The sequence below is a fragment of the Edwardsiella sp. A.80236 genome (genome assembly GCF_044540725.1).
GTDB classification, from domain to species: domain Bacteria; phylum Pseudomonadota; class Gammaproteobacteria; order Enterobacterales; family Enterobacteriaceae; genus Edwardsiella; species Edwardsiella tarda.
The window spans coordinates 123,156-141,990 of the sequence record NZ_JBIUCY010000011.1; the positions used below are offsets into that span (position 1 = coordinate 123,156).

Below are 18,835 nucleotides of genomic sequence, written 5' to 3' on the forward strand. Positions count from 1 at the left end.
CCAGTGAATTTTTTTCAGAATGCTCAATATTAAATCGACAAACCGGATGAAACAATGAATCAAAACGATCAGGCTGCCATTTCTGCAGCGACGCTGTATGTGGTGCCGACGCCGATCGGTAACCTTGGGGACATTACCCAGCGGGCGTTGGCGACACTGAAGGCGGTCGATTTGATAGCGGCAGAGGATACCCGTCATACGGGAATGCTGTTACAACATTTTGCTATCAATGCGCGTTTCTTCGCATTGCATGACCATAACGAACAACAGAAAGCCGATCTGTTGATCGACAAGTTGCGTGCCGGACAGAGCATTGCCTTGGTATCCGATGCCGGCACACCGCTGATCAACGATCCTGGCTACCATTTGGTTCGCCGTTGCCGTGAGGCGGGGATTCGCGTGGTCCCCTTACCGGGCGCCTGCGCCGCGACTACCGCGCTGTGTGCGGCCGGGGTACCCTCGGATCGTTTCTGCTATGAAGGCTTCTTGCCTGCCAAGAGCAAGGCGCGACGCGATCGTCTGCGCGCTCTGCAGCAGGAGCCCCGCACGCTGATCTTCTATGAGTCGACGCATCGTCTGCTGGAGAGTCTGGAGGATATGGTGAGCGAGCTGGGTGGCGCGCGCTATGTGGTGCTGGCGCGCGAGCTGACCAAGACCTGGGAAAATATTCATGGTGCGCCGGTCGCACAACTGTTGGCCTGGGTGCGCGAGGATGAGAATCGGCGTAAGGGGGAGATGGTACTGATCGTCGAGGGCTATCAAGCCGACGAGGAGGCCTTATCCCCCGAGGCGCTGCGTACATTGGCCTTGCTCCAGGCGGAGCTACCGCTGAAAAAGGCGGCGGCATTGGCGGCCGAGATCCACGGCGTGAAGAAGAATGCGTTGTATAAATACGCACTCGCGCAGCAATCAGGTGACAACGACGCCTGAATAGCCTATCATCCGCGCCGGAGTTGACCAGACAGTCGCCGCTGTGTCGTCGTCCCTTCGGGGAGACGGGCGCAGGGGAGGAAAGTCCGGGCTCCATAGGGCAGGGTGCCAGGTAACGCCTGGGGGGCGTGAGCCCACGACAAGTGCAACAGAGAGCAAACCGCCGATGGCCCGCTGCAAAGTGGGATCAGGTAAGGGTGAAAGGGTGCGGTAAGAGCGCACCGCGCGGCTGGCAACAGACCGTGGCACGGTAAACTCCACCCGGAGCAAGGCCAAATAGGGGTTCATAAGGTACGGCCCGTACTGAACCCGGGTAGGCTGCTTGAGCCAGTGAGCGATTGCTGGCCTAGACGAATGACTGTCCACGACAGAACCCGGCTTAACGGTCAACTCCCTCCATCTAAAAACCCCGCTTCGGCGGGGTTTTGCTTTTTGGGGCGCTTAGGGGCGTGAGCTGGGCGATGGGGGCCTTGGGACATCCGCCGGCGATTCCTCCACCGAGCCCGTCTCGTTGCCATCCTGCGTCTGCGGTTCCTCGATCGGGACGTTAGCCGTCAATAGATAAGAGGACTGCTGCCAACGGCTGCGCTGTGTCTGTAACAGGGTGCGCGCCAGGATGATGCCGATGGCCAGCGCCAGCAGTATCATCAGCCGTAGCAGGTTGGTGGTGTTATCGACCTGCTGTGACTCGGTGGCCAGTACGTGCGTATCCAGCGTCAAGCGTAAGAAGCCGAGCGGGCCATCGTGGCCGTCGATCGGTTGGACGATCTGATGATTAAAGTAGCTGCCCGCCCGTTGTCCATCCAACGCCAAGCGATCACGTACCTTGATGTGCTCCCCGGCTTGTGCCACCAACGTCCCGTTTAGGGCGTAGACACTCGCGTCCAGGATACGGCTATGGCGGGTCAGCCCCTCAAGGATCGGCGCGATGCGTTTGCTGTCCGGCGAGTCATCATTCATAAACGGTGTCAGGCGGGCGGCGACCTGTTGCGCCAGGGTTTGCGCTAACTCGCCGACCTGATCGAGCCTTGCCCGTTGATGGCTCAGACTAAAGTAGGATGCCCCCTGCAGCAAAATGACTAATAATGCTAAGCAGATCAGAACGATAGCTGTCCTATGCAGGCGGAAGCGAAGTGTGGCCTTAACCATGGAGAGATCCTGTACACCGGTAATGACTTTATGTTGCCAGAAGCCTTAACGATAGGATAGCTTGAGGCTCGGTTTTGACGCATGGATGGTGTTTGAGAGGAGTGGTTATGCCCAATAGTCTTACCTTTTGCGATCTGCCCGCGGAGATCTATCGCTGGCCCGGTCTGCCGTTGTCGCTGAGTGGCGATGAGGTGATGCCGTTAGATTATCGTGCCGGGCATACCGGGTGGCTGTTATATGGGCGTCATCTGGATAAGGCGGCGTTGCATGCCTTTCAGCGCCGTTTGGCCGCGCCGATGGTGGTGGTGGCGGCATGGTGTATCGAAGATTATCAGGTGGTACGCCTCGCCGGCACGATGCCGCCACGTGCGGCAGCGATCGCCATGGAGCAGGGCTTCGATGTGGCGGTGCTCGGTCGTCTGCCTCACCTGCGTTCACCGGGCCTGTTAGTGATGGATATGGACTCTACCGCCATCACCATCGAATGTATCGATGAAATCGCGCGTCTGGCCGGTGTGGGGGGCGAGGTGGCAGCGGTGACCGAACGTGCGATGCGTGGTGAGTTGGACTTCGCTGCCAGCCTGCGGCAGCGTGTCGCGGCGTTAGAGGGGGCCGATGCCGCCATCCTGCAACGCGTGCGTGAGGGGTTGCCACTGATGCCGGGGCTAACTAGCCTGGTGCGTAAACTGCAAGCCTTCGACTGGCATGTGGCGATCGCCTCGGGCGGTTTCACCTACTTTGCCGATCACTTGCGTGAGCGTTTAAACCTGCACGCAGCGGTGGCAAACGGACTCGAAGTGCGTCATGGACGCCTGACGGGGCGGCTGGAGGGGCGTATCGTGGATGCGCAATGTAAGGAGGACACCCTGTGTGATCTGGCGCAGCAACTCGGCATTCCTCTGGCGCAGACGGTGGCCATCGGCGATGGCGCGAATGATTTGAAGATGATCCAGCGCGCGGGATTGGGTATCGCCTATCACGCCAAACCTTGTGTGTACGAACGCGCGCCGATGGCCATTCGTCACGCGGATCTGATCGGCGTGTTGTGTGTGTTAAGCGCGACCCTGAAACACGAAGAGCGTTAACCGCTGTATGCATTCACAGTATTTTCATCCATTTCTTGCTACACTGAGCCTCTGTGCTGGCACGGCGAGTCCGGGAAAGCGAGTGTGGTGTCCAGCTAGGGCGTGACGTGGCACGGTGGTGTGAACAGTAATAAGGAGAGTGGCGGTGGCGAAGGCGGTAAAACGAGCTTTTGTCTGTAACGAGTGTGGGGCCGACTACCCGCGTTGGCAGGGGCAGTGCTCGGCCTGCCAAGCTTGGAACAGTATCAGCGAGGTGCGGCTAGCGGCGGCACCGGCGGCGCGTGGGGCTCGCCTCTCCGGTTATGCCGGCGATGCCGGCGGCCTGAGCAAGGTCCAAAAACTGTCGGAGATCAGCCTGGAGGCGTTGCCACGCTTCTCCACCGGTTTCGTCGAGTTTGATCGCGTCCTGGGGGGTGGTGTGGTGCCCGGCAGCGCCATTCTGATCGGCGGGAATCCCGGCGCCGGTAAGAGTACTCTGTTGTTGCAGACCCTGTGCCGTCTGGCGCAGCAGATGAAGACTCTATATGTCACCGGCGAGGAGTCGTTGCAACAGGTGGCGATGCGCGCCCATCGTCTCGGTTTGCCGACGGAGGGGCTGAATATGCTGTCGGAGACCAGCATCGAACAGATTTGTCTGATCGCCGAACAGGAACAGCCGAAGCTGATGGTTATCGACTCGATCCAGGTGATGCACATGGCCGATATTCAGTCGTCGCCCGGTAGTGTGGCCCAGGTGCGTGAAACGGCGGCCTATCTGACGCGCTTCGCTAAGACGCGCGGGGTGGCGATCATTATGGTTGGCCATGTGACCAAGGATGGCTCGTTGGCCGGGCCGAAGGTCTTGGAGCACTGTATCGATTGTTCGGTACTGCTCGATGGCGACGCCGACTCGCGCTTCCGCACCCTGCGCAGCCACAAGAACCGCTTCGGTGCGGTCAACGAGTTGGGGGTGTTTGCCATGACCGAGCAAGGGCTGCGTGAGGTCAGTAATCCCTCGGCCATCTTCCTCAGCCGCGGCGAGGAGATCACCGCCGGTAGCTCGGTGATGGTGGTCTGGGAGGGAACCCGTCCCTTGCTGGTGGAGATTCAGGCGCTGGTCGATACCTCGATGATGTCTAACCCGCGCCGGGTGGCGGTGGGATTGGAGCAGAACCGGCTGGCGATTCTGCTGGCGGTGCTGCACCGTCACGGTGGGCTGCAGATGGCCGATCAGGATGTGTTCGTCAACGTAGTCGGTGGGGTGAAGGTGGCGGAGACCAGCGCCGATCTGGCGTTGCTGATGTCCCTGGTCTCCAGCCTACGAGATCGGCCCTTGCCACAGGATCTGGTGATCTTTGGGGAGGTGGGGCTGGCGGGCGAGGTACGCCCGGTGGCGAGCGGTCAGGAGCGTATCATTGAGGCGGCAAAACATGGCTTCCGCCGAGCGATCGTGCCTCATGCCAACGTGCCGAAAAAGGCCATCCCCAACATGACGGTCTACGGGGTGAAGAAGCTGTCGGACGCCTTGGATATTCTGCAAGACTTGGCCTGATAGTCGCACCATAAATAAGGGCTCCCGTGGGAGCCCATTTGTCGATCAGACCGCCGCTTACTTGGTGATCTTCTTGTACTTGATGCGGTGCGGCTGCAACGCCTCGGCGCCTTGGGTGCGCTTCTTGTACTCTTCGTATTCCGAGAAGTTACCTTCGAAGAACTCAACACGCCCCTCATCCTGGTAGTCGAGGATATGGGTGGCGATACGGTCGAGGAACCAACGGTCATGCGAGATCACCATCGCGCAGCCCGGGAACTCTAACAGGGCGTTCTCCAGTGCACGTAGAGTCTCGACATCCAGGTCGTTGGTCGGTTCGTCGAGCAGCAGCATGTTGCCGCCGACTTGCAACAGCTTGGCCAAGTGCAGGCGACCACGCTCACCGCCAGACAGTTCGCCGACGCGTTTACCCTGATCGGTGCCCTTGAAGTTAAAGCGGCCGACATAGGCACGGCTGGCGATCTCGAAGTTACCGATACGCATGATGTCTTGCCCGCCGGAAACCTCTTCCCACACGCTTTTCTTATCATCCATCGCATCACGGAACTGATCGACAGAGGCCAGCACCACAGTTTCGCCCAGGGTGATGTCGCCGCTGTCCGGTTGCTCTTGCCCGGAGATCATACGGAACAGGGTCGATTTACCGGCGCCGTTCGGACCGATGATGCCGACAATGGCACCCTTAGGTATGGCGAAGGAGAGGTTATCGATCAGTTGACGATCGCCGTAGGACTTGGACAGGTTGCTGACCTCCAGCACCTTGTCGCCCAGACGCGGTCCCGGCGGAATAAACAGCTCGCTGGTTTCGTTACGCTTCTGGTAGTCGGTATTATTCAGCTCCTCGAAGCGCGCCAGACGGGCCTTGCCCTTAGACTGACGCCCCTTGGCGCCCTGACGCACCCATTCCAACTCTTTCTCAATGGATTTACGACGAGCGGCTTCGGCGGAGGCTTCCTGCGCCAAACGCTGATCTTTCTGCTCCAGCCAAGAGGAGTAGTTCCCCTCCCACGGAATGCCTTCGCCGCGGTCCAGCTCCAGGATCCAGCCGGCGACATTGTCCAGGAAGTAACGGTCGTGGGTGATGGCGACCACGGTACCTTCGTAGTCGTGCAGGAAACGTTCCAGCCAGGCGACGGATTCGGCATCCAGGTGGTTGGTCGGTTCGTCGAGCAGCAGCATGTCGGGCTTTTCTAGCAGCAGACGGCAGATGGCGACGCGGCGACGCTCCCCCCCGGAGAGGTTGGCGATCTTGGCATCCCAGGCCGGCAGGCGCAGGGCATCGGCGGCACGCTCCAACTGGTTGTCCAGGTTGTGACCGTCGTGGGATTGAATGATGGCTTCCAGCTCACCCTGCTCTTTGGCCAGCTTGTCGAAATCGGCATCCGGGTCGGCATACAGCGCATACACCTCGTCCAGACGGGTCAACGCGCGCTTAACTTCACCGACGGCTTCTTCCACCGCCTCGCGTACGGTCTGCTCCAGATTAAGTTTCGGCTCCTGCGGCAGGTAGCCGATCTTGATCCCGGGTTGTGGGCGAGCCTCCCCTTCGATCTCGGTGTCGACCCCTGCCATGATGCGCAGCAGGGTGGATTTCCCCGCACCGTTCAACCCCAGCACGCCGATTTTGGCACCCGGGAAGAAACTGAGGGAAATATCTTTCAGGATGTGACGCTTCGGCGGGACGATTTTGCCGACGCGGTTCATGGTATAGACGTATTGAGCCACGTTGCTCTGAGCCTCTTGTTATCGAATGGATACGCTGCGGATCGCTATTGGATGCGGAGTGTATCCCGTTCATCTTCGGATAACAACGACCCGCGGACAGCGTGTAATACAAAGCGCGAGTATAGCGTGATACGCGTGGTTTTCCTTGTGATCGCTAGCGGTTTTACTCGAAATCGCCGCGATTGGCGACGTAAGGGGTAAAAATGAGGGACTCATGGGGGGGATCCCCGGCGGAGTGTGGGTGTAAAAGAGTGCAAGAATACCAGGATGCACGGAATGCTTTGCTACAATCGCTGTCATAGAATCTCACAGGGTCTCCCTCCTTACATCCTGTAGGGGCGGTTATCATCCGGATCGCGTGCGGAGCGCGAGAGTCAGTAAGGGAAAGAGAACATGGTCATGGTGGGCAATTGGCGCTATTGGAGCGTCGGCGTGTGCCTGGTGTTGGGCGCGGCATCCGCGTCGGCAGACTCACTCGATGCGCAGCGGGCGCGCTATCAACAGATTAAGCAGGCCTGGGATAATAAGCAGATGGCGACGGTCGATCAACTGATGCCGACACTGCGTGATTATCCGCTCTATCCTTACCTTGCCTACCGAGTACTGACGCAGGGTCTCTCTCAGGTCAGCGCGCAGCAGATTAAGCTGTTCTTGCAGCAATACCCCACCCTACCGCCGGCGCGCAGTCTGCCGGCACGTTATGTCAACGAGTTGGCGCGCCGGGAGGATTGGATCACCCTGCTGGCGTTCAGTCCTCAGCCGCCTCAGCCGGTGGCGGCGCGTTGTAATTACTATTATGCCCAATATGCGACGGGTCATGCGGCTCAGGCTTGGCAAGGCGCACAGACGATCTGGCTGAGTGGTCAGTCGCTACCCGCTAGCTGTGACAAGCTGTTCGAGGCGTGGAAAGGGGCGGGCGGGCAGAGTAGTCAGGCGATTTTGGCGCGTCTGCGTCTCGCGCTGGAAAAAGGCAATAGCGGGCTGGTGAAATACCTGTTGCAACAGTTACCCGCCAACTACCAGACGCTGACCCGTTCGCTGACGGCGCTTCAGGCGGATCCTCGCCAAGTCGAGGCGTTCGCACGCGCAGTGTCCCCGAGTGACTTTAGTCGTGACGTCGTGGAGGCCGCCTTTACCTCGCTGGCGCGTCAAGACGCCGATGCGGCGCGCGATAGGCTACCGACACTGGTGCGCTTGCAGCATATTCCGGCCCCTCAACGGCAACGCATGGAGGAGACTATCGCCTGGCGTTTGATGGGGAGCGATGCCAGTGTGGCCGATGGCCGTTGGCGTGATGCGGTGATCCGCCGTAGCCACAATAGTGCGTTGTTGGAGCGCCGTCTGCGGATGGCGCTAGGCTCGGGTGATAAAGCACAGGTGCGCGAATGGCTGGGGCGTTTACCGGCCTCGGTACGCGATAAGGACGAGTGGCGCTATTGGCATGCGGTAACGTTAATCGATCAAGGTAAGCGCAGTGAGGGAGAGGGGATACTGCGCGCCTTGACCACCCAGCGCGGCTTCTATCCCATGGTGGCGGCCCAGCGCCTGGGGATTCCTTATCCGTTACAGGTGGCGCGCGCGCAGCGCCCCGATGCCGCGTTGGCGCAAGAGCCGGCGATCGCGCGAGTCCGTGAGTTGATGTATTGGAACATGGACAACACCGCGCGTAGTGAATGGAATGCCTTGGTAGCGAGTAAGCCGCGCCCGCAGCAGGAGGCGTTGGCGCGTTATGCGTTGGAGCAGGGATGGGCCGATCTCAGCGTGCAGGCGACGATCGTCGCCAAACTGTGGGATCATCTTCAGGAGCGCTTCCCATTAGCTTGGCAGCAGGACTTCCGTACGGCGACGGACGATAAGGGGATCACCCAGAGTTACGCCATGGCCATCGCGCGTCAGGAGAGCGCCTGGAATCCCGAGGCGCGCTCCTCGGTCGGCGCCAGTGGCCTGATGCAGCTGATGCCGGCGACGGCCCAGCATACGGCAAAGATGTACAACGTGAGTAGTTATCAGAACAGTAGCCAGCTGCTTGACCCTAAGACGAATATCGATCTGGGCACGCGTTACCTGGAGTATGTATTCCAGAGTCTGGGACGTAATCGTATTCTGGCCAGCGCCGCCTATAATGCCGGGCCTTCTCGTGTGAATACCTGGTTGGGGAATAGCGCGGGGCGGATAGATGCGGTGGCCTTTATTGAGAGTATCCCCTTCTCAGAGACGCGTGGCTATGTGAAGAATGTACTGGCCTATGATGCCTACTATCGTCACTTTATGCATCGTCCAGATAAGATCTTGACGGATGGCGAATGGGAGCGGCGCTACTGAGTGAGTCGTATGGGCGGGGACGCCCGCCCCTACATCCCTATGACGCGCTATGATATGCTTGTACTCGTTAAATAGTTCAGCCGCAGCCAGAGGTAGCACAGACGATGACCAAGATAAGCGCCACGCCGGAACAGGCACCGGCTCAGCAGGATGACTGGCAACGCTTTATACAGTTGTTGCAGCAGGCCTATCAAGAGGGGTGGCAGGCACCCATGTTGCAACTGTTCCTCACCCCAGATGAGCGTGATGCGTTGGCGACGCGGGTACGTATCATCGAAGAGTTGCTGAAGGGCGAGATGAGCCAGCGCGAGCTAAAGAGCCAGCTAGGCGCTGGCATCGCCACGATTACTCGGGGATCTAACAGCCTGAAGTTGGCCTCCCCTGATTTTAAACAGTGGTTGACGCATCAACTGCTGACGGAGGAGAAGTCGGCATAGTCGCCAGATGGCATAGCGAGAGGCGCTGGGTGGTAGCAGGGGGCTAATGCGGCCAAGGCCAGTAACAGGGCGTGGTGGTAGACACGGGTACGACTGAGCCGCCCTTGGGTCAGGACGCCGATAGCGCCTTCGCGCCGATTGATGTCATCGATACCACTCAGACGGCGCATTTCCTGGCCTAACGAGTTTCCCTGGCGGATGCCCACCATGATGGCCTCTGGCAGCAGCAGACTGGCCGAGCGCGCTTCGCCCCGATGATGGCGGTTTTCGACCGTCATCCAGGCGAAGGTCATATTATCCTCAATCCCTGCCTCGATACCGACCCAAAAATCCGCCTCGGGACGGAGCTGACGGGCGCAGATCACCCGATGACGCGCACCGCTGCGCGTTTGTGTGCTACCTAACGGCTGTTCCGGCACGCCGCTGTCGACTTCGATCCCCTCGATGCGGTATTGTCCGGCGCCAACGGTATCGTCAAACGCCAAGGCAATGGCCTGAATTTTGGCCGGATTGGTGGTCGCGGCGATAACATGATACATACGATTCCGGTTTCCTTAATGAGGCGGTGGTACGGCGGCGGCGCGCGCGCCACGTCGACCTGGGTGCGTGTGCCACGGGACATCGCCGAGAGTAGGGGTCGGCTAATCCCGGCCTGTAAGCGCAGTTGTGGCTGGAGACGGCCTAGTATAGGTAAAAAAGAGATGAGACAGGTATACCTTATTCGCCACGGTGAGACAGAGTGGAATGTGCAGCGGCGTATTCAGGGGCAGTCCGATAGCCCGTTGACCATGATGGGGGAGCAGCAGGCCCGCCAGGCCGCTGCACGTCTGCGCCAGATGGGCATCACCCATGTGATTGCCAGCGATCTGGGGCGCACCCAGCAGACGGGGGCGATCATCGCCGATGCCTGTGGCTGCCCGTTGACGCTGGATGCGCGGTTGCGTGAGCTGAATATGGGCGTGTTGGAGTCGCGTCTGCTCGCCTCGCTGACGCCGCAGGAGGAGCAGTGGCGTCTGAGTATGCTGGATGGCTCGCCCGATGGTTGTATTCCGCAGGGCGAGCGCATGAGTGAGCTGGGGGCTCGCATGCGGCAGGCGTTGAACGACTGTTTGGCGCTTCCTGAGGGGAGTCGGCCCTTACTGGTTAGCCACGGCATCGCGTTGGGCTGCCTGTTGTCCACCCTCTTAGGGCTTCCCCCCTATGCGGAGCGGCGTTTGCGCCTGCGCAACTGCTCGCTGTCGCGAGTGGATTACCAGCAGAGCGCCTGGCTGGCATCAGGTTGGGTGGTCGAGACGGCGGGGGATGTCGAGCATCTGACCCGACCGTCGATGGATGAAGTGTTGCGTTAAGATCAGATCGCGTGGCGGATGGGGATCAGATACTCGCAGTGAATATTCTTCGGTGGACGCTGAGCGGAGTCCACCAAGGGGTAGAAACGTTCGATATCATAGCCCCGCCGCCGGGTGAGGTTCAGCGTCGGCAGGACGCTCCCATACAGATCGATGATAAAGTCCTGGAAGTGTTCGGTCGGCCCCTGATAGCTAAATTGTACATACTCGCCGCCCGCCAATTGAATCGGCTGGACTTCACGGGTGACCTGTTTCGGTAACAGATGCGGTTCCAGTGCGGTGGTGTAGAAGATCGTCTGCTCGTCATCCTTCTCTTGACTGGGGGGGGCGTGATGGAGCCCATACAGTACCGGAGGAATATCGCGGATATCTTGGACGGCGTGTAAAAAATCGCGCCAAAATTGGGTGCGTAACTCGGTACGTACCCGACTGATTTGCTCCAGGGTGCAGGTGTAGCTCTGTGTTACCCCGACCAGAGAGAGGTTGGGCTGGGTGACGAATTTCGGCGTCGGCATGGTGTACCCTTCCAGCCGGATCGGCGGCCGCATGCCATAGGCGTGCCACTCTTCGGCGCGACGGTAGAGCGCCGGCGTCTGATTGAACTGTTTTTTAAAGGCGCGGGTGAAGGTTTGTTGCGAGTCGAAACGGTACTGTAAGGCGATGTCGAGAATCGGGCGGCTAGTCAGGCGTAGCGCGGCGGCAGCCTTGGAGAGACGGCGTGCTCGAATGTAGGCGCCGATGGCCTGCCCGGTAATATCCTTGAACATCCGCTGTAAATGCCATTTAGAGTAGCCGGCTTTGGCCGCCACGTTGTCGAGAGTCAGCGGGTGGTCGAGGTGCCCTTCTAACCAGTGTAACAGGTCATGAATAATATCGGCCTGATCCATAAAGCTTCCTTAATGCGGTGGTAGACATCGATTGCAGTAACTCGGGAAATGCAATCCTGATCCGGCGGCATGTGCTGATTGCAATACGTACTAAGGGCAAGCAGTATAATAAAAAAACGGCGTGTTATCCTTTCTATTTAACACGTTAGTCGCCACTAAACTAATAACGCAAGTTATTATAAAATTTTAGAGGTAATGTAGTGAATAAATATTTTGTTGGCTTATGTGTCGCGTTGACGACATTTTTAGCTGGCACGGTACAGGCCGAAGAGATCGGATCCGTCGACACCGTGTTTAAACTGTTCGGTCCTGATCATAAAATCGTGGTCGAGGCGTTCGATGATCCGGACGTGAATAATGTGACCTGCTACGTTAGCCGGGCTAAGACGGGGGGGATTAAAGGGGGGCTAGGCTTGGCCGAGGATACCTCCGACGCCGCCATCTCGTGTCAGCAGGTTGGGCCGATCACCCTGAGCGAAAAGATCCGCAATAAAAAAGCGGATGGCGAAGTGGTGTTTCGTAAGCGTACCTCTCTGGTTTTTAAGAAGTTGCAGGTTGTACGTTTCTATGACAGTAAACGTAATGTACTGATTTACCTCTCTTACTCTGATCGTGTCGTCGAAGGATCGCCGAAAAATGCGATCAGTGCGGTCCCCGTGATGCCGTGGAGCGCCCCCGTCCAAGGCTGATAAGCCATCAAGAAAAAACAGGCCGACGAGGTCGGCCTGTTGGTACGAGTTAGACGTGAATGCCCACTCAGCGTGCGATCTGCGCCAGCAGGAAGGCTTCGATCTCATCCAGGCTGATCATTAACTTCTCACCGTCGCGGCGGTATTTGTATTCGACTTCGTTGTTGTCGAGGTTGCGATCGCCGATGACGATGGTGTGTGGGATACCGATCAGTTCCATATCGGCGAACATCACACCCGGACGCTCTTTCCGGTCATCCAGCAGAACTTCGATTCCCTTGAGACGCAGTGCGTCGTACAGGCGCTCGGCAACGTCTTTCACGCGGAAAGATTTGTGCATGTTCATCGGCAGGATGGCAACCTGGAACGGCGCGATAGCATCCGGCCAGATGATGCCGCGTTCATCATGATTCTGCTCGATGGCGGCGGCGACTACACGTGTCACCCCGATACCGTAACAACCCATGGTCATCAGCTGGTTACGACCATCTTCACCCTGTACGGTGGCGTTGAGCGCCTCGGTATATTTCGTCCCCAGTTGGAAGATATGACCGACTTCGATACCACGCTTAATCAGCAGGGTACCGTGGCCGTCCGGGCTCGGATCACCCTCGACGACGTTGCGAATATCGGCGACCTGCGGCAGCGCCACGTCGCGCTCCCAGTTGATGCCGAAGTAGTGTTTACCATCGATGTTGGCACCGGCGGCGAAGTCACTCATCGCGGCGACGGCGCGGTCGACGACGATCGGTAACGGCAGGTTCACCGGCCCCAGGGAGCCCGGCCCGGCATTGACCAGCGCGCGGATTTCCGCCTCGTTGGCGAAGGTCAGCGGCGTGGCGACCAGCTCCAGTTTCTCGGCTTTCACTTCGTTCAGCTCATGATCGCCACGAACCAGCAGGGCGACCAGAGTATGACCGCTCTCTTCGGCCGCATGGACCAGCAGGGTCTTAACGGTCTTCTCGATCGGTTGGTTGTGTTGCTCAACCAGCTCGGCGATCGTTTTGGCGTGCGGCGTGTCGACCAGCTCCATCGCCTGCGTGGCGGCGGCCCGCGCGGCGGTCGGTGCGATGGCTTCGGCCAGCTCGATATTGGCGGCGTAGTCGGAGTCGGTAGAGAAGACGATATCGTCCTCGCCGCTCTGCGCCAGCACCTGGAACTCATGGGAGGCGTTACCCCCAATGGAGCCGGTGTCGGCTTGTACGGCGCGGAAGTCTAGGCCCATACGGCTAAAGATGCGGCTGTAGGCGGCATACATCGCGTCGTAAGTTTCCTGCAAGGACTCCTGGGTCGTATGGAAGGAGTAGGCGTCCTTCATCAGGAATTCGCGAGAACGCATTACGCCGAAGCGTGGGCGAACTTCGTCGCGGAACTTGGTCTGGATCTGGTAGAAGTTCAGCGGTAACTGCTTGTAGGAGCTGATCTCATTACGAACCAGGTCGGTGATCACCTCTTCATGGGTCGGGCCGAGTACGAACGGACGCTCGCCGCGATCGACGAAGCGCAGCAATTCCGGGCCATATTGCTCCCAGCGGCCGCTTTCTTGCCACAGATCGGCCGGTTGAACGACCGGCATTGAGACCTCGATGGCACCGGCGTAATTCATCTCTTCACGCACGATGTTTTCAACTTTGTTCAGCACACGCAGACCGGTCGGCAGCCAGGTATACAGGCCGGATGCCAGTTTGCGGATCATCCCGGCGCGCAGCATCAGCTGATGGCTGACGACTTCCGCGTCGGCGGGGGTCTCCTTGAGGGTGGAGAGCAGATATTGGCTAGTACGCATGAGTATGGTTCCGTTCGAACGAGCAAAAAAAGTAGTCTAGTTTACCAGTGCCGGCGGGGCGTCAAAAGGGAGGAGGATGATTTTCTAACGCTCATCTAATCCAATAACCTCACAGACGCCATGTTTGACCCGCCAACGCAGGTTGAAATCTAAGAGATGTACCGCATATACCCGATCTTCATCCGCCGCGTGTCGATAGGCGGGACGGGGATCTTGTGCCAGGACTTGGCGGATAAAGCGAGCCAAATGCGGGTAATTGCGTTGATGCTGGGTGATCTGAGCCTCCGCCTCTGGCATGAAGACGACCGGCATATCTGCCGCCGGAGCCTGTTGGGCAAAGCCAGCCTGAGCCTGCGGCTGGCTCTCGGCGAAGGGGAGATAGGGTTTGATGTCGAGTACCGGGGTGCCATCGACCAGATCCAGGCTGCCCAGACGTAGGCGTACGCCGTTATGGGTCTCGATCCCCTGCAACTCAACCAGTGACATACCGATAGGGTTGGGACGGAAGGTCGAGCGGGTGGCGAAGACGCCGACGCGGGTATTTCCCCCCAGGCGTGGTGGACGGACGGTCGGTCGCCACCCGCCAGCCATCGTTTGGTGGAAGACGAAGATCACCCATAAATGGCTGAATCCTTCCAATCCTCGCACGGTATCGGCCTGATTGTAGGGCGGTAACAGCTCGAGTTCGCCGCCACCATCGCTAATCAACCCAGGTTGGCGTGGAATGGCGAACTTCTCTTTGTAGGGCGAATGGATGACGCCTATCGGTGCGAATTGAAACGTATTCATTGCGCTGACGAGGTAATGTTCAGGGCCGAACCCGTACAGAGCGCTTGGCGATAACAGCCGTTGGCCTGCTCAAGCAGTTGGCAGCTATGCAAGAGTACGGCGTTGGCCTTTAACTGCGCCGCCTTATGCAGCATACGCTTCTTGGCCGTGCTGAGGCTGGGGGGCGTGTGGTGTGGGCGGCTCTGGCAGACGCTGCCACTCACCTCGCCGAGGTCGCGGAAGGGCTTGCCGAGCAGCGCCTCTGCATTCTCATAGAGTGCGATGGTAGGTTGGCGCGTCGCCGCTGCACGCGGCGTGGTAACAGTTTCTGGCGTTTTGTCTGCGGTCGCAGGCGTGATCGGCGCGGCTTCGCGATGCAGCAGGGAGCAGCCACTCAGTGTCATGCTGGCCGTGAGCAGACATAACGGTAATGCACGCATGGAACAGGTCCTGGTATTGATGAGATTGGGGAGTATTGAATCAATCTATAACGGAAATGACAAGATGGGCACGTGGCCCATCTTGGCTAAGGGAGAGAAAAGGGGGAAAATTACCAGCCTTTAACGGCGCCGCCGTTAAAGATTTTGTTAGCCGCGTTATACACTTCGTCAGATTGATAGGCTTGAACGAATTTTTTCACATTCTCGGCATCTTTATTGTCTTCACGCGCCACGATCAGGTTAACGTAAGGGGAATCTTTCCCTTCAACGAAGATGCCATCCTTGGCCGGAGTCAGGCCAATCTGGCTAGCGTAGGTGGTATTGATGACCGCCAGGGCGATCTGGTTGTCGTCCAGCGAGCGCGGTAACTGTGGCGCTTCCAACTCGACCAGCTTCAGATGTTTCGGGTTCTCGGTGATATCCAGGACGGTCGGCAGCAGACCGATGCCATCTTTCAGCTTGATCAGACCCACTTTTTGCAACAGCAGTAATGAGCGACCCAGGTTGGTCGGGTCATTAGGAATGGCGATCTGGGCGCCGTCCTGCAGCTCGTCCAGCGACTTAATCTTCTTAGAGTAGCCGGCGATCGGATAGACGAAGGTGTTACCGACCGACACCAGCTTATAGCCGCGATCCTTGATCTGCTGATCGAGGTAAGGCTTATGCTGGAAGGCATTGACGTCGATATCGCCCTTACTCAGAGCTTCATTGGGTAATACATAGTCGTTAAAGGTCACCAGTTCGACGTTCAGGCCATACTTATCCTTCGCCACTTTCTGTGCGACTTCCGCGACTTGCTGTTCGGCGCCGACGATGACCCCGACCTTGATATGATTGGGATCCTTTTCCTCTTGACCACAGCCGGCCAGTGCCAGCGTGCCGAGCAATGTACCGACCAGTGCTAAAGACTTGAACTGAATTGACATAGCATATCCTTCTGTATGTGATGGTGTGTTGCGCACTTTTGTCAGCGCATCGCTTTATTATTGCCTGGCTTCTTATTTGCGGCTGATGGTCTTGACCAGACGGTCGCCGCTGAACTGGATCAAATACACCAAAATGACCAGTAATACTAATACTGTATTCATCACTGTCGCGTTATAACCGATATAACCATATTGGTAACCGATCTGCCCCAAACCGCCCGCGCCTACGGCACCGCCCATGGCGGAATAGCCGACTAAGGTAATCAGGGTGATGGTGGCCGCGTTGATCAGACCCGGTAATGCCTCTGGCAGCAGGATTTTACTGATGATCTGCATGGGCGTGGCGCCCATGGCGCGTGCGGCTTCGATCAGGCCACTCGGGATCTCCAACAGCGTGTTTTCCACCATGCGGGCGATGAAGGGAGCCGCACCGATCGTCAGCGGAACCAGTGCCGCCTGTAGTCCGATGGAGGTCCCGACGATCAGGCGCGTGAAGGGGATCATCCATACCAGCAGGATAATAAAGGGGATGGAGCGGAAGATGTTGACCAGTGCCGACAGCAGCTTATACAGCTTGGCATTCTCCAAGATTTGTCCCGGGCGCGAGGTATACAGCAGTACACCAACCGGTAAACCGATGACGAAGCCGAAAAAGCCGGATACTAGGGTCATGACCACGGTTTCCCAGATCCCGCGCACCATTAACCACATCATTGCCTCAGACATAACCCAGTACCTCAACTTTCACGTGATGCTGTTCAAAAAACTCGATGGCGGAACGGGCATCGCCATCGTCGCCGTGCAACTCCGCCAACATGACCCCGAATTTCACTCCGCCGGCATAATCCATCTGCGAGCTGAGAATGCTGATATCGACGTTAAAGCGTCGTACCGCCTGTGAGATCAGCGGGGCGTCGACCGACTGACCGGTAAACTCCAGACGCAGCAGTGGCTGGCTATCGGGACGTCGCTCCGGCGTCATTCGTTCGGCGAAATCATCCGGGATATCCAGGTGCAACGTGGCATGGATGAACTGTTGCGCCAACGGCGTCTTCGGGTGGGAGAAGACTTCGCCGACACTCCCTTGCTCGATCAGCTTGCCCTGGCTGATCACGGCAACCTGATCACAGATGCGCTTCACCACATCCATCTCGTGCGTGATCAGCAGGATGGTGAGCCCTAGGCGGCGATTAATATCCTTCAACAACTCCAGGATGGAACGAGTCGTGGCCGGGTCGAGCGCACTGGTGGCTTCATCGCACAGCAGTACTTTGGGGTTACTGGCCAGGGCGCGCGCGATGGCAACACGCTGCTTCTGTCCACCGGACAGATTGGCGGGATAAGCATCGTGCTTATCGGCCAGGCCAACCAGCGATAACAACTCACTGACACGGCGCTTGATCTCATCGCGTGGGACGCGATCCAGCTCCAGCGGTAGGGCCACGTTACCGAATACGGTACGCGAAGAGAGCAGATTGAAGTGCTGGAAGATCATGCCGATCTGGCGACGTGCGCGGGTCAGTTGCCCGGTACTCATCGCGGTGAGATCCTGGTTATCGACCAACACCTGGCCCTGCGTCGGGCGCTCTAACAGGTTGACGCAACGGATCAGGGTGCTCTTACCCGCGCCAGAGGAGCCAATGACGCCATAGATCTGGCCGGCGGGGACGTGTAGCGACACATCGTCCAACGCCGTGATATGGCGTTGTCCCTGCTGGAATACTTTGGTGATATGAGAGAGTTTAATCATTTTTATATTTAGGTTTCGTCGTTGCCTGGAGCGTCATCATCAGTGACATGAGTCACGTTATAAATTGAACTGGATGTTAAGGCGTCTAGACGTCTAAGTCAACTAATCAACGACCAGGATGATGCGCTCTTTTTTGGTCTAAAACGTGCGATACTGTGTACCGATTTCAGTTTTGAGGAGTAATACCCAAGTGGCTCAGCAGATCCCTGCCATTTTTCTCGACCGTGATGGCACCATTAATGTCGATCATGGTTATGTACACGATAGCGATAACTTTCAGTTTATTGATGGGGTGATTGAGGCCCTGCGGGAGCTGAAGGCGATGGGGTACGCCCTGGTGCTGGTCACCAATCAGTCAGGCATTGCGCGTGGTATGTTTAGCGAAGAACAGTTTATGCATCTGACCGAGTGGATGGATTGGTCATTGGCCGATCGCGGGGTGGATCTGGATGGTATCTATTATTGCCCGCACCACCCCGAGGGAACGGTGGCGGAGTATCGCCAGCAGTGTGACTGCCGTAAGCCACAGCCGGGGATGCTACTGGATGCACAGCGTTTCCTACATATTGATATGGCGGCCTCATATATGGTTGGCGATAAGCTTGAGGATCTCCAGGCCGCCCAGGCGGCGGGTGTCGGTAGCAAGGTGCTGGTGCGTAGTGGCAAGCCACTGACTGCTGATGGGGAAGCGTTAGCCGATTTGGTGCTGGATAGCCTGGCACAGTTGCCACAGGCGATTAAAGCTCGCCAATAGTCGCTTATTTCTCCGCTTTGGTCGAAAATGGCGCAGGTGATAAAAAAGTTGAAATTAAGACTTGTCACCTCGCGAGAAGTCCCTATAATGCGCCACCACTGACCGGGAACAACGACAACAACGTCGCCCAGTCAGGCAGAGAAAGCAAAAATAAATGCTTGACTCTGCGGGCGAAAAGCGTAATATACGCAGCCCACGCCGACGACAGCTTAACGAGTTCTCGCGGCGACGCTCTTTAACAAATTATCAGACAATCTGTGTGGGCACTCGCAAGATTCGTATTAAGCATTCCTCGGAATGCCAAAAT

General features: G+C 57.9%; 18 protein-coding genes and 1 other RNA gene. 9 read left to right on the forward strand and 10 right to left on the reverse strand.

Annotated features, from left to right (window positions below):
- Window positions 1-54 precede the first annotated feature (54 nt).
- Both rsmI and rnpB read left to right on the forward strand, forming a co-directional pair.
- Window positions 55-930, forward strand: a complete 876-nt coding sequence (gene rsmI, locus ACEQFP_RS11075) for a 16S rRNA (cytidine(1402)-2'-O)-methyltransferase (RefSeq protein ID WP_005281779.1) — start codon at window positions 55-57, stop codon at window positions 928-930.
- 19 nt (window positions 931-949) lie between these two features.
- Window positions 950-1,328: RNase P RNA component class A (gene rnpB / locus ACEQFP_RS11080), an RNA gene on the forward strand.
- A 43-nt stretch (window positions 1,329-1,371) separates the two neighbouring features.
- Here rnpB and ACEQFP_RS11085 read toward each other — a convergent pair.
- The gene (locus ACEQFP_RS11085; protein WP_370546985.1) at window positions 1,372-2,079 is read right to left on the reverse strand and encodes a YtjB family periplasmic protein; all 708 of its coding nucleotides are present in this window, start codon (window positions 2,077-2,079) and stop codon (window positions 1,372-1,374) included.
- Window positions 2,080-2,186: 107 nt separating this feature from the next.
- On the opposite strand from ACEQFP_RS11085, the gene serB reads away from it, so the two are divergent.
- Window positions 2,187-3,164 carry a phosphoserine phosphatase gene (serB, locus tag ACEQFP_RS11090; protein ID WP_005281783.1) on the forward strand — a complete coding sequence of 326 codons (978 nt, stop codon included), beginning with the start codon at window positions 2,187-2,189 and terminating at the stop codon, window positions 3,162-3,164.
- 145 nt (window positions 3,165-3,309) lie between these two features.
- The gene (radA, locus tag ACEQFP_RS11095; protein ID WP_068871274.1) at window positions 3,310-4,695 is read left to right on the forward strand and encodes a DNA repair protein RadA; all 1,386 of its coding nucleotides are present in this window, start codon (window positions 3,310-3,312) and stop codon (window positions 4,693-4,695) included.
- A 57-nt stretch (window positions 4,696-4,752) separates the two neighbouring features.
- Here radA and ettA read toward each other — a convergent pair whose 3' ends face one another.
- Entirely contained in the window at window positions 4,753-6,420 is a 1,668-nt protein-coding gene (gene ettA / locus ACEQFP_RS11100; RefSeq protein ID WP_035604712.1) for an energy-dependent translational throttle protein EttA, read from the reverse strand.
- A gap of 402 nt (window positions 6,421-6,822) precedes the next feature.
- On the opposite strand from ettA, the gene sltY reads away from it, so the two are divergent.
- Together sltY and trpR are read left to right on the forward strand one after the other, a co-directional pair.
- The gene (gene sltY / locus ACEQFP_RS11105; protein ID WP_370547563.1) at window positions 6,823-8,742 is read left to right on the forward strand and encodes a murein transglycosylase; all 1,920 of its coding nucleotides are present in this window, start codon (window positions 6,823-6,825) and stop codon (window positions 8,740-8,742) included.
- A gap of 104 nt (window positions 8,743-8,846) precedes the next feature.
- Window positions 8,847-9,179: a trp operon repressor gene (trpR, locus tag ACEQFP_RS11110; RefSeq protein WP_005281790.1), complete on the forward strand. Its 333-nt coding sequence runs from the start codon at window positions 8,847-8,849 to the stop codon at window positions 9,177-9,179.
- Here the strand turns inward: trpR and yjjX are convergent.
- Complete coding sequence (gene yjjX, locus ACEQFP_RS11115) at window positions 9,149-9,718, reverse strand: inosine/xanthosine triphosphatase (RefSeq protein WP_337977510.1); 570 nt, start codon at window positions 9,716-9,718, stop codon at window positions 9,149-9,151. The two genes, trpR and yjjX, sit on opposite strands and share 31 nt — an antisense overlap.
- A gap of 162 nt (window positions 9,719-9,880) precedes the next feature.
- Between yjjX and gpmB the strand changes: the two genes are divergently transcribed.
- On the forward strand, window positions 9,881-10,528 hold the full coding sequence (gene gpmB / locus ACEQFP_RS11120; RefSeq protein ID WP_005281794.1) for a 2,3-diphosphoglycerate-dependent phosphoglycerate mutase GpmB: 648 nt from the start codon (window positions 9,881-9,883) through the stop codon (window positions 10,526-10,528).
- A 2-nt stretch (window positions 10,529-10,530) separates the two neighbouring features.
- On the opposite strand, the gene robA is transcribed toward gpmB, so the two are convergent.
- A complete protein-coding gene (robA, locus tag ACEQFP_RS11125) occupies window positions 10,531-11,415 on the reverse strand; it encodes an MDR efflux pump AcrAB transcriptional activator RobA (protein WP_370546984.1) in 885 nt (294 codons plus the stop codon).
- Between the two features lie 200 nt (window positions 11,416-11,615).
- Here robA and creA point away from each other — a divergent pair, with 200 nt between their 5' ends.
- Window positions 11,616-12,104: a protein CreA gene (gene creA / locus ACEQFP_RS11130; RefSeq protein ID WP_005281800.1), complete on the forward strand. Its 489-nt coding sequence runs from the start codon at window positions 11,616-11,618 to the stop codon at window positions 12,102-12,104.
- Window positions 12,105-12,171: 67 nt separating this feature from the next.
- Here the strand turns inward: creA and proS are convergent, their stop codons facing one another.
- The 6 genes from proS to metN all read right to left on the reverse strand — a co-directional run bounded on the left by proS (window position 12,172) and on the right by metN (window position 17,774).
- A complete protein-coding gene (proS, locus tag ACEQFP_RS11135; RefSeq protein WP_035600080.1) occupies window positions 12,172-13,890 on the reverse strand; it encodes a proline--tRNA ligase in 1,719 nt (572 codons plus the stop codon).
- 84 nt (window positions 13,891-13,974) lie between these two features.
- Window positions 13,975-14,679: a tRNA (N6-threonylcarbamoyladenosine(37)-N6)-methyltransferase TrmO gene (tsaA, locus tag ACEQFP_RS11140; protein WP_035600078.1), complete on the reverse strand. Its 705-nt coding sequence runs from the start codon at window positions 14,677-14,679 to the stop codon at window positions 13,975-13,977.
- Window positions 14,676-15,098: an Rcs stress response system protein RcsF gene (rcsF, locus tag ACEQFP_RS11145; RefSeq protein WP_005297387.1), complete on the reverse strand. Its 423-nt coding sequence runs from the start codon at window positions 15,096-15,098 to the stop codon at window positions 14,676-14,678. The genes tsaA and rcsF overlap by 4 nt, the downstream gene beginning before the upstream one ends.
- Before the next feature lie 110 nt (window positions 15,099-15,208).
- Window positions 15,209-16,024, reverse strand: coding sequence for a MetQ/NlpA family lipoprotein (locus tag ACEQFP_RS11150; protein ID WP_005281810.1), 816 nt, complete (start codon window positions 16,022-16,024; stop codon window positions 15,209-15,211).
- Window positions 16,025-16,096: 72 nt separating this feature from the next.
- The gene (locus ACEQFP_RS11155; protein WP_005281812.1) at window positions 16,097-16,750 is read right to left on the reverse strand and encodes a methionine ABC transporter permease MetI; all 654 of its coding nucleotides are present in this window, start codon (window positions 16,748-16,750) and stop codon (window positions 16,097-16,099) included.
- Window positions 16,743-17,774, reverse strand: coding sequence for a methionine ABC transporter ATP-binding protein MetN (metN, locus tag ACEQFP_RS11160; protein WP_005281814.1), 1,032 nt, complete (start codon window positions 17,772-17,774; stop codon window positions 16,743-16,745). Before metN ends, ACEQFP_RS11155 begins: the two co-directional genes overlap by 8 nt.
- A 190-nt stretch (window positions 17,775-17,964) precedes the next feature.
- On the opposite strand from metN, the gene gmhB reads away from it, so the two are divergent.
- Window positions 17,965-18,528, forward strand: a complete 564-nt coding sequence (gene gmhB / locus ACEQFP_RS11165) for a D-glycero-beta-D-manno-heptose 1,7-bisphosphate 7-phosphatase (protein ID WP_005281816.1) — start codon at window positions 17,965-17,967, stop codon at window positions 18,526-18,528.
- Window positions 18,529-18,835 lie beyond the last annotated feature (307 nt).

Excerpts from the sequence above, each read along its gene's own strand:
- rsmI (WP_005281779.1), top strand. The coding sequence starts at position 55 with ATGAATCAAAACGATCAGGCTGCCATTTCTGCAGCGACGCTGTATGTG.
- ACEQFP_RS11085 (WP_370546985.1), bottom strand. The coding sequence starts at position 2,079 with ATGGTTAAGGCCACACTTCGCTTCCGCCTGCATAGGACAGCTATCGTT.
- serB (WP_005281783.1), top strand. The coding sequence starts at position 2,187 with ATGCCCAATAGTCTTACCTTTTGCGATCTGCCCGCGGAGATCTATCGC.
- trpR (WP_005281790.1), top strand. The coding sequence starts at position 8,847 with ATGACCAAGATAAGCGCCACGCCGGAACAGGCACCGGCTCAGCAGGAT.
- yjjX (WP_337977510.1), bottom strand. The coding sequence starts at position 9,718 with ATGTATCATGTTATCGCCGCGACCACCAATCCGGCCAAAATTCAGGCC.
- gpmB (WP_005281794.1), top strand. The coding sequence starts at position 9,881 with ATGAGACAGGTATACCTTATTCGCCACGGTGAGACAGAGTGGAATGTG.
- robA (WP_370546984.1), bottom strand. The coding sequence starts at position 11,415 with ATGGATCAGGCCGATATTATTCATGACCTGTTACACTGGTTAGAAGGG.
- proS (WP_035600080.1), bottom strand. The coding sequence starts at position 13,890 with ATGCGTACTAGCCAATATCTGCTCTCCACCCTCAAGGAGACCCCCGCC.
- tsaA (WP_035600078.1), bottom strand. The coding sequence starts at position 14,679 with ATGAATACGTTTCAATTCGCACCGATAGGCGTCATCCATTCGCCCTAC.
- rcsF (WP_005297387.1), bottom strand. The coding sequence starts at position 15,098 with ATGCGTGCATTACCGTTATGTCTGCTCACGGCCAGCATGACACTGAGT.
- ACEQFP_RS11150 (WP_005281810.1), bottom strand. The coding sequence starts at position 16,024 with ATGTCAATTCAGTTCAAGTCTTTAGCACTGGTCGGTACATTGCTCGGC.
- ACEQFP_RS11155 (WP_005281812.1), bottom strand. The coding sequence starts at position 16,750 with ATGTCTGAGGCAATGATGTGGTTAATGGTGCGCGGGATCTGGGAAACC.
- metN (WP_005281814.1), bottom strand. The coding sequence starts at position 17,774 with ATGATTAAACTCTCTCATATCACCAAAGTATTCCAGCAGGGACAACGC.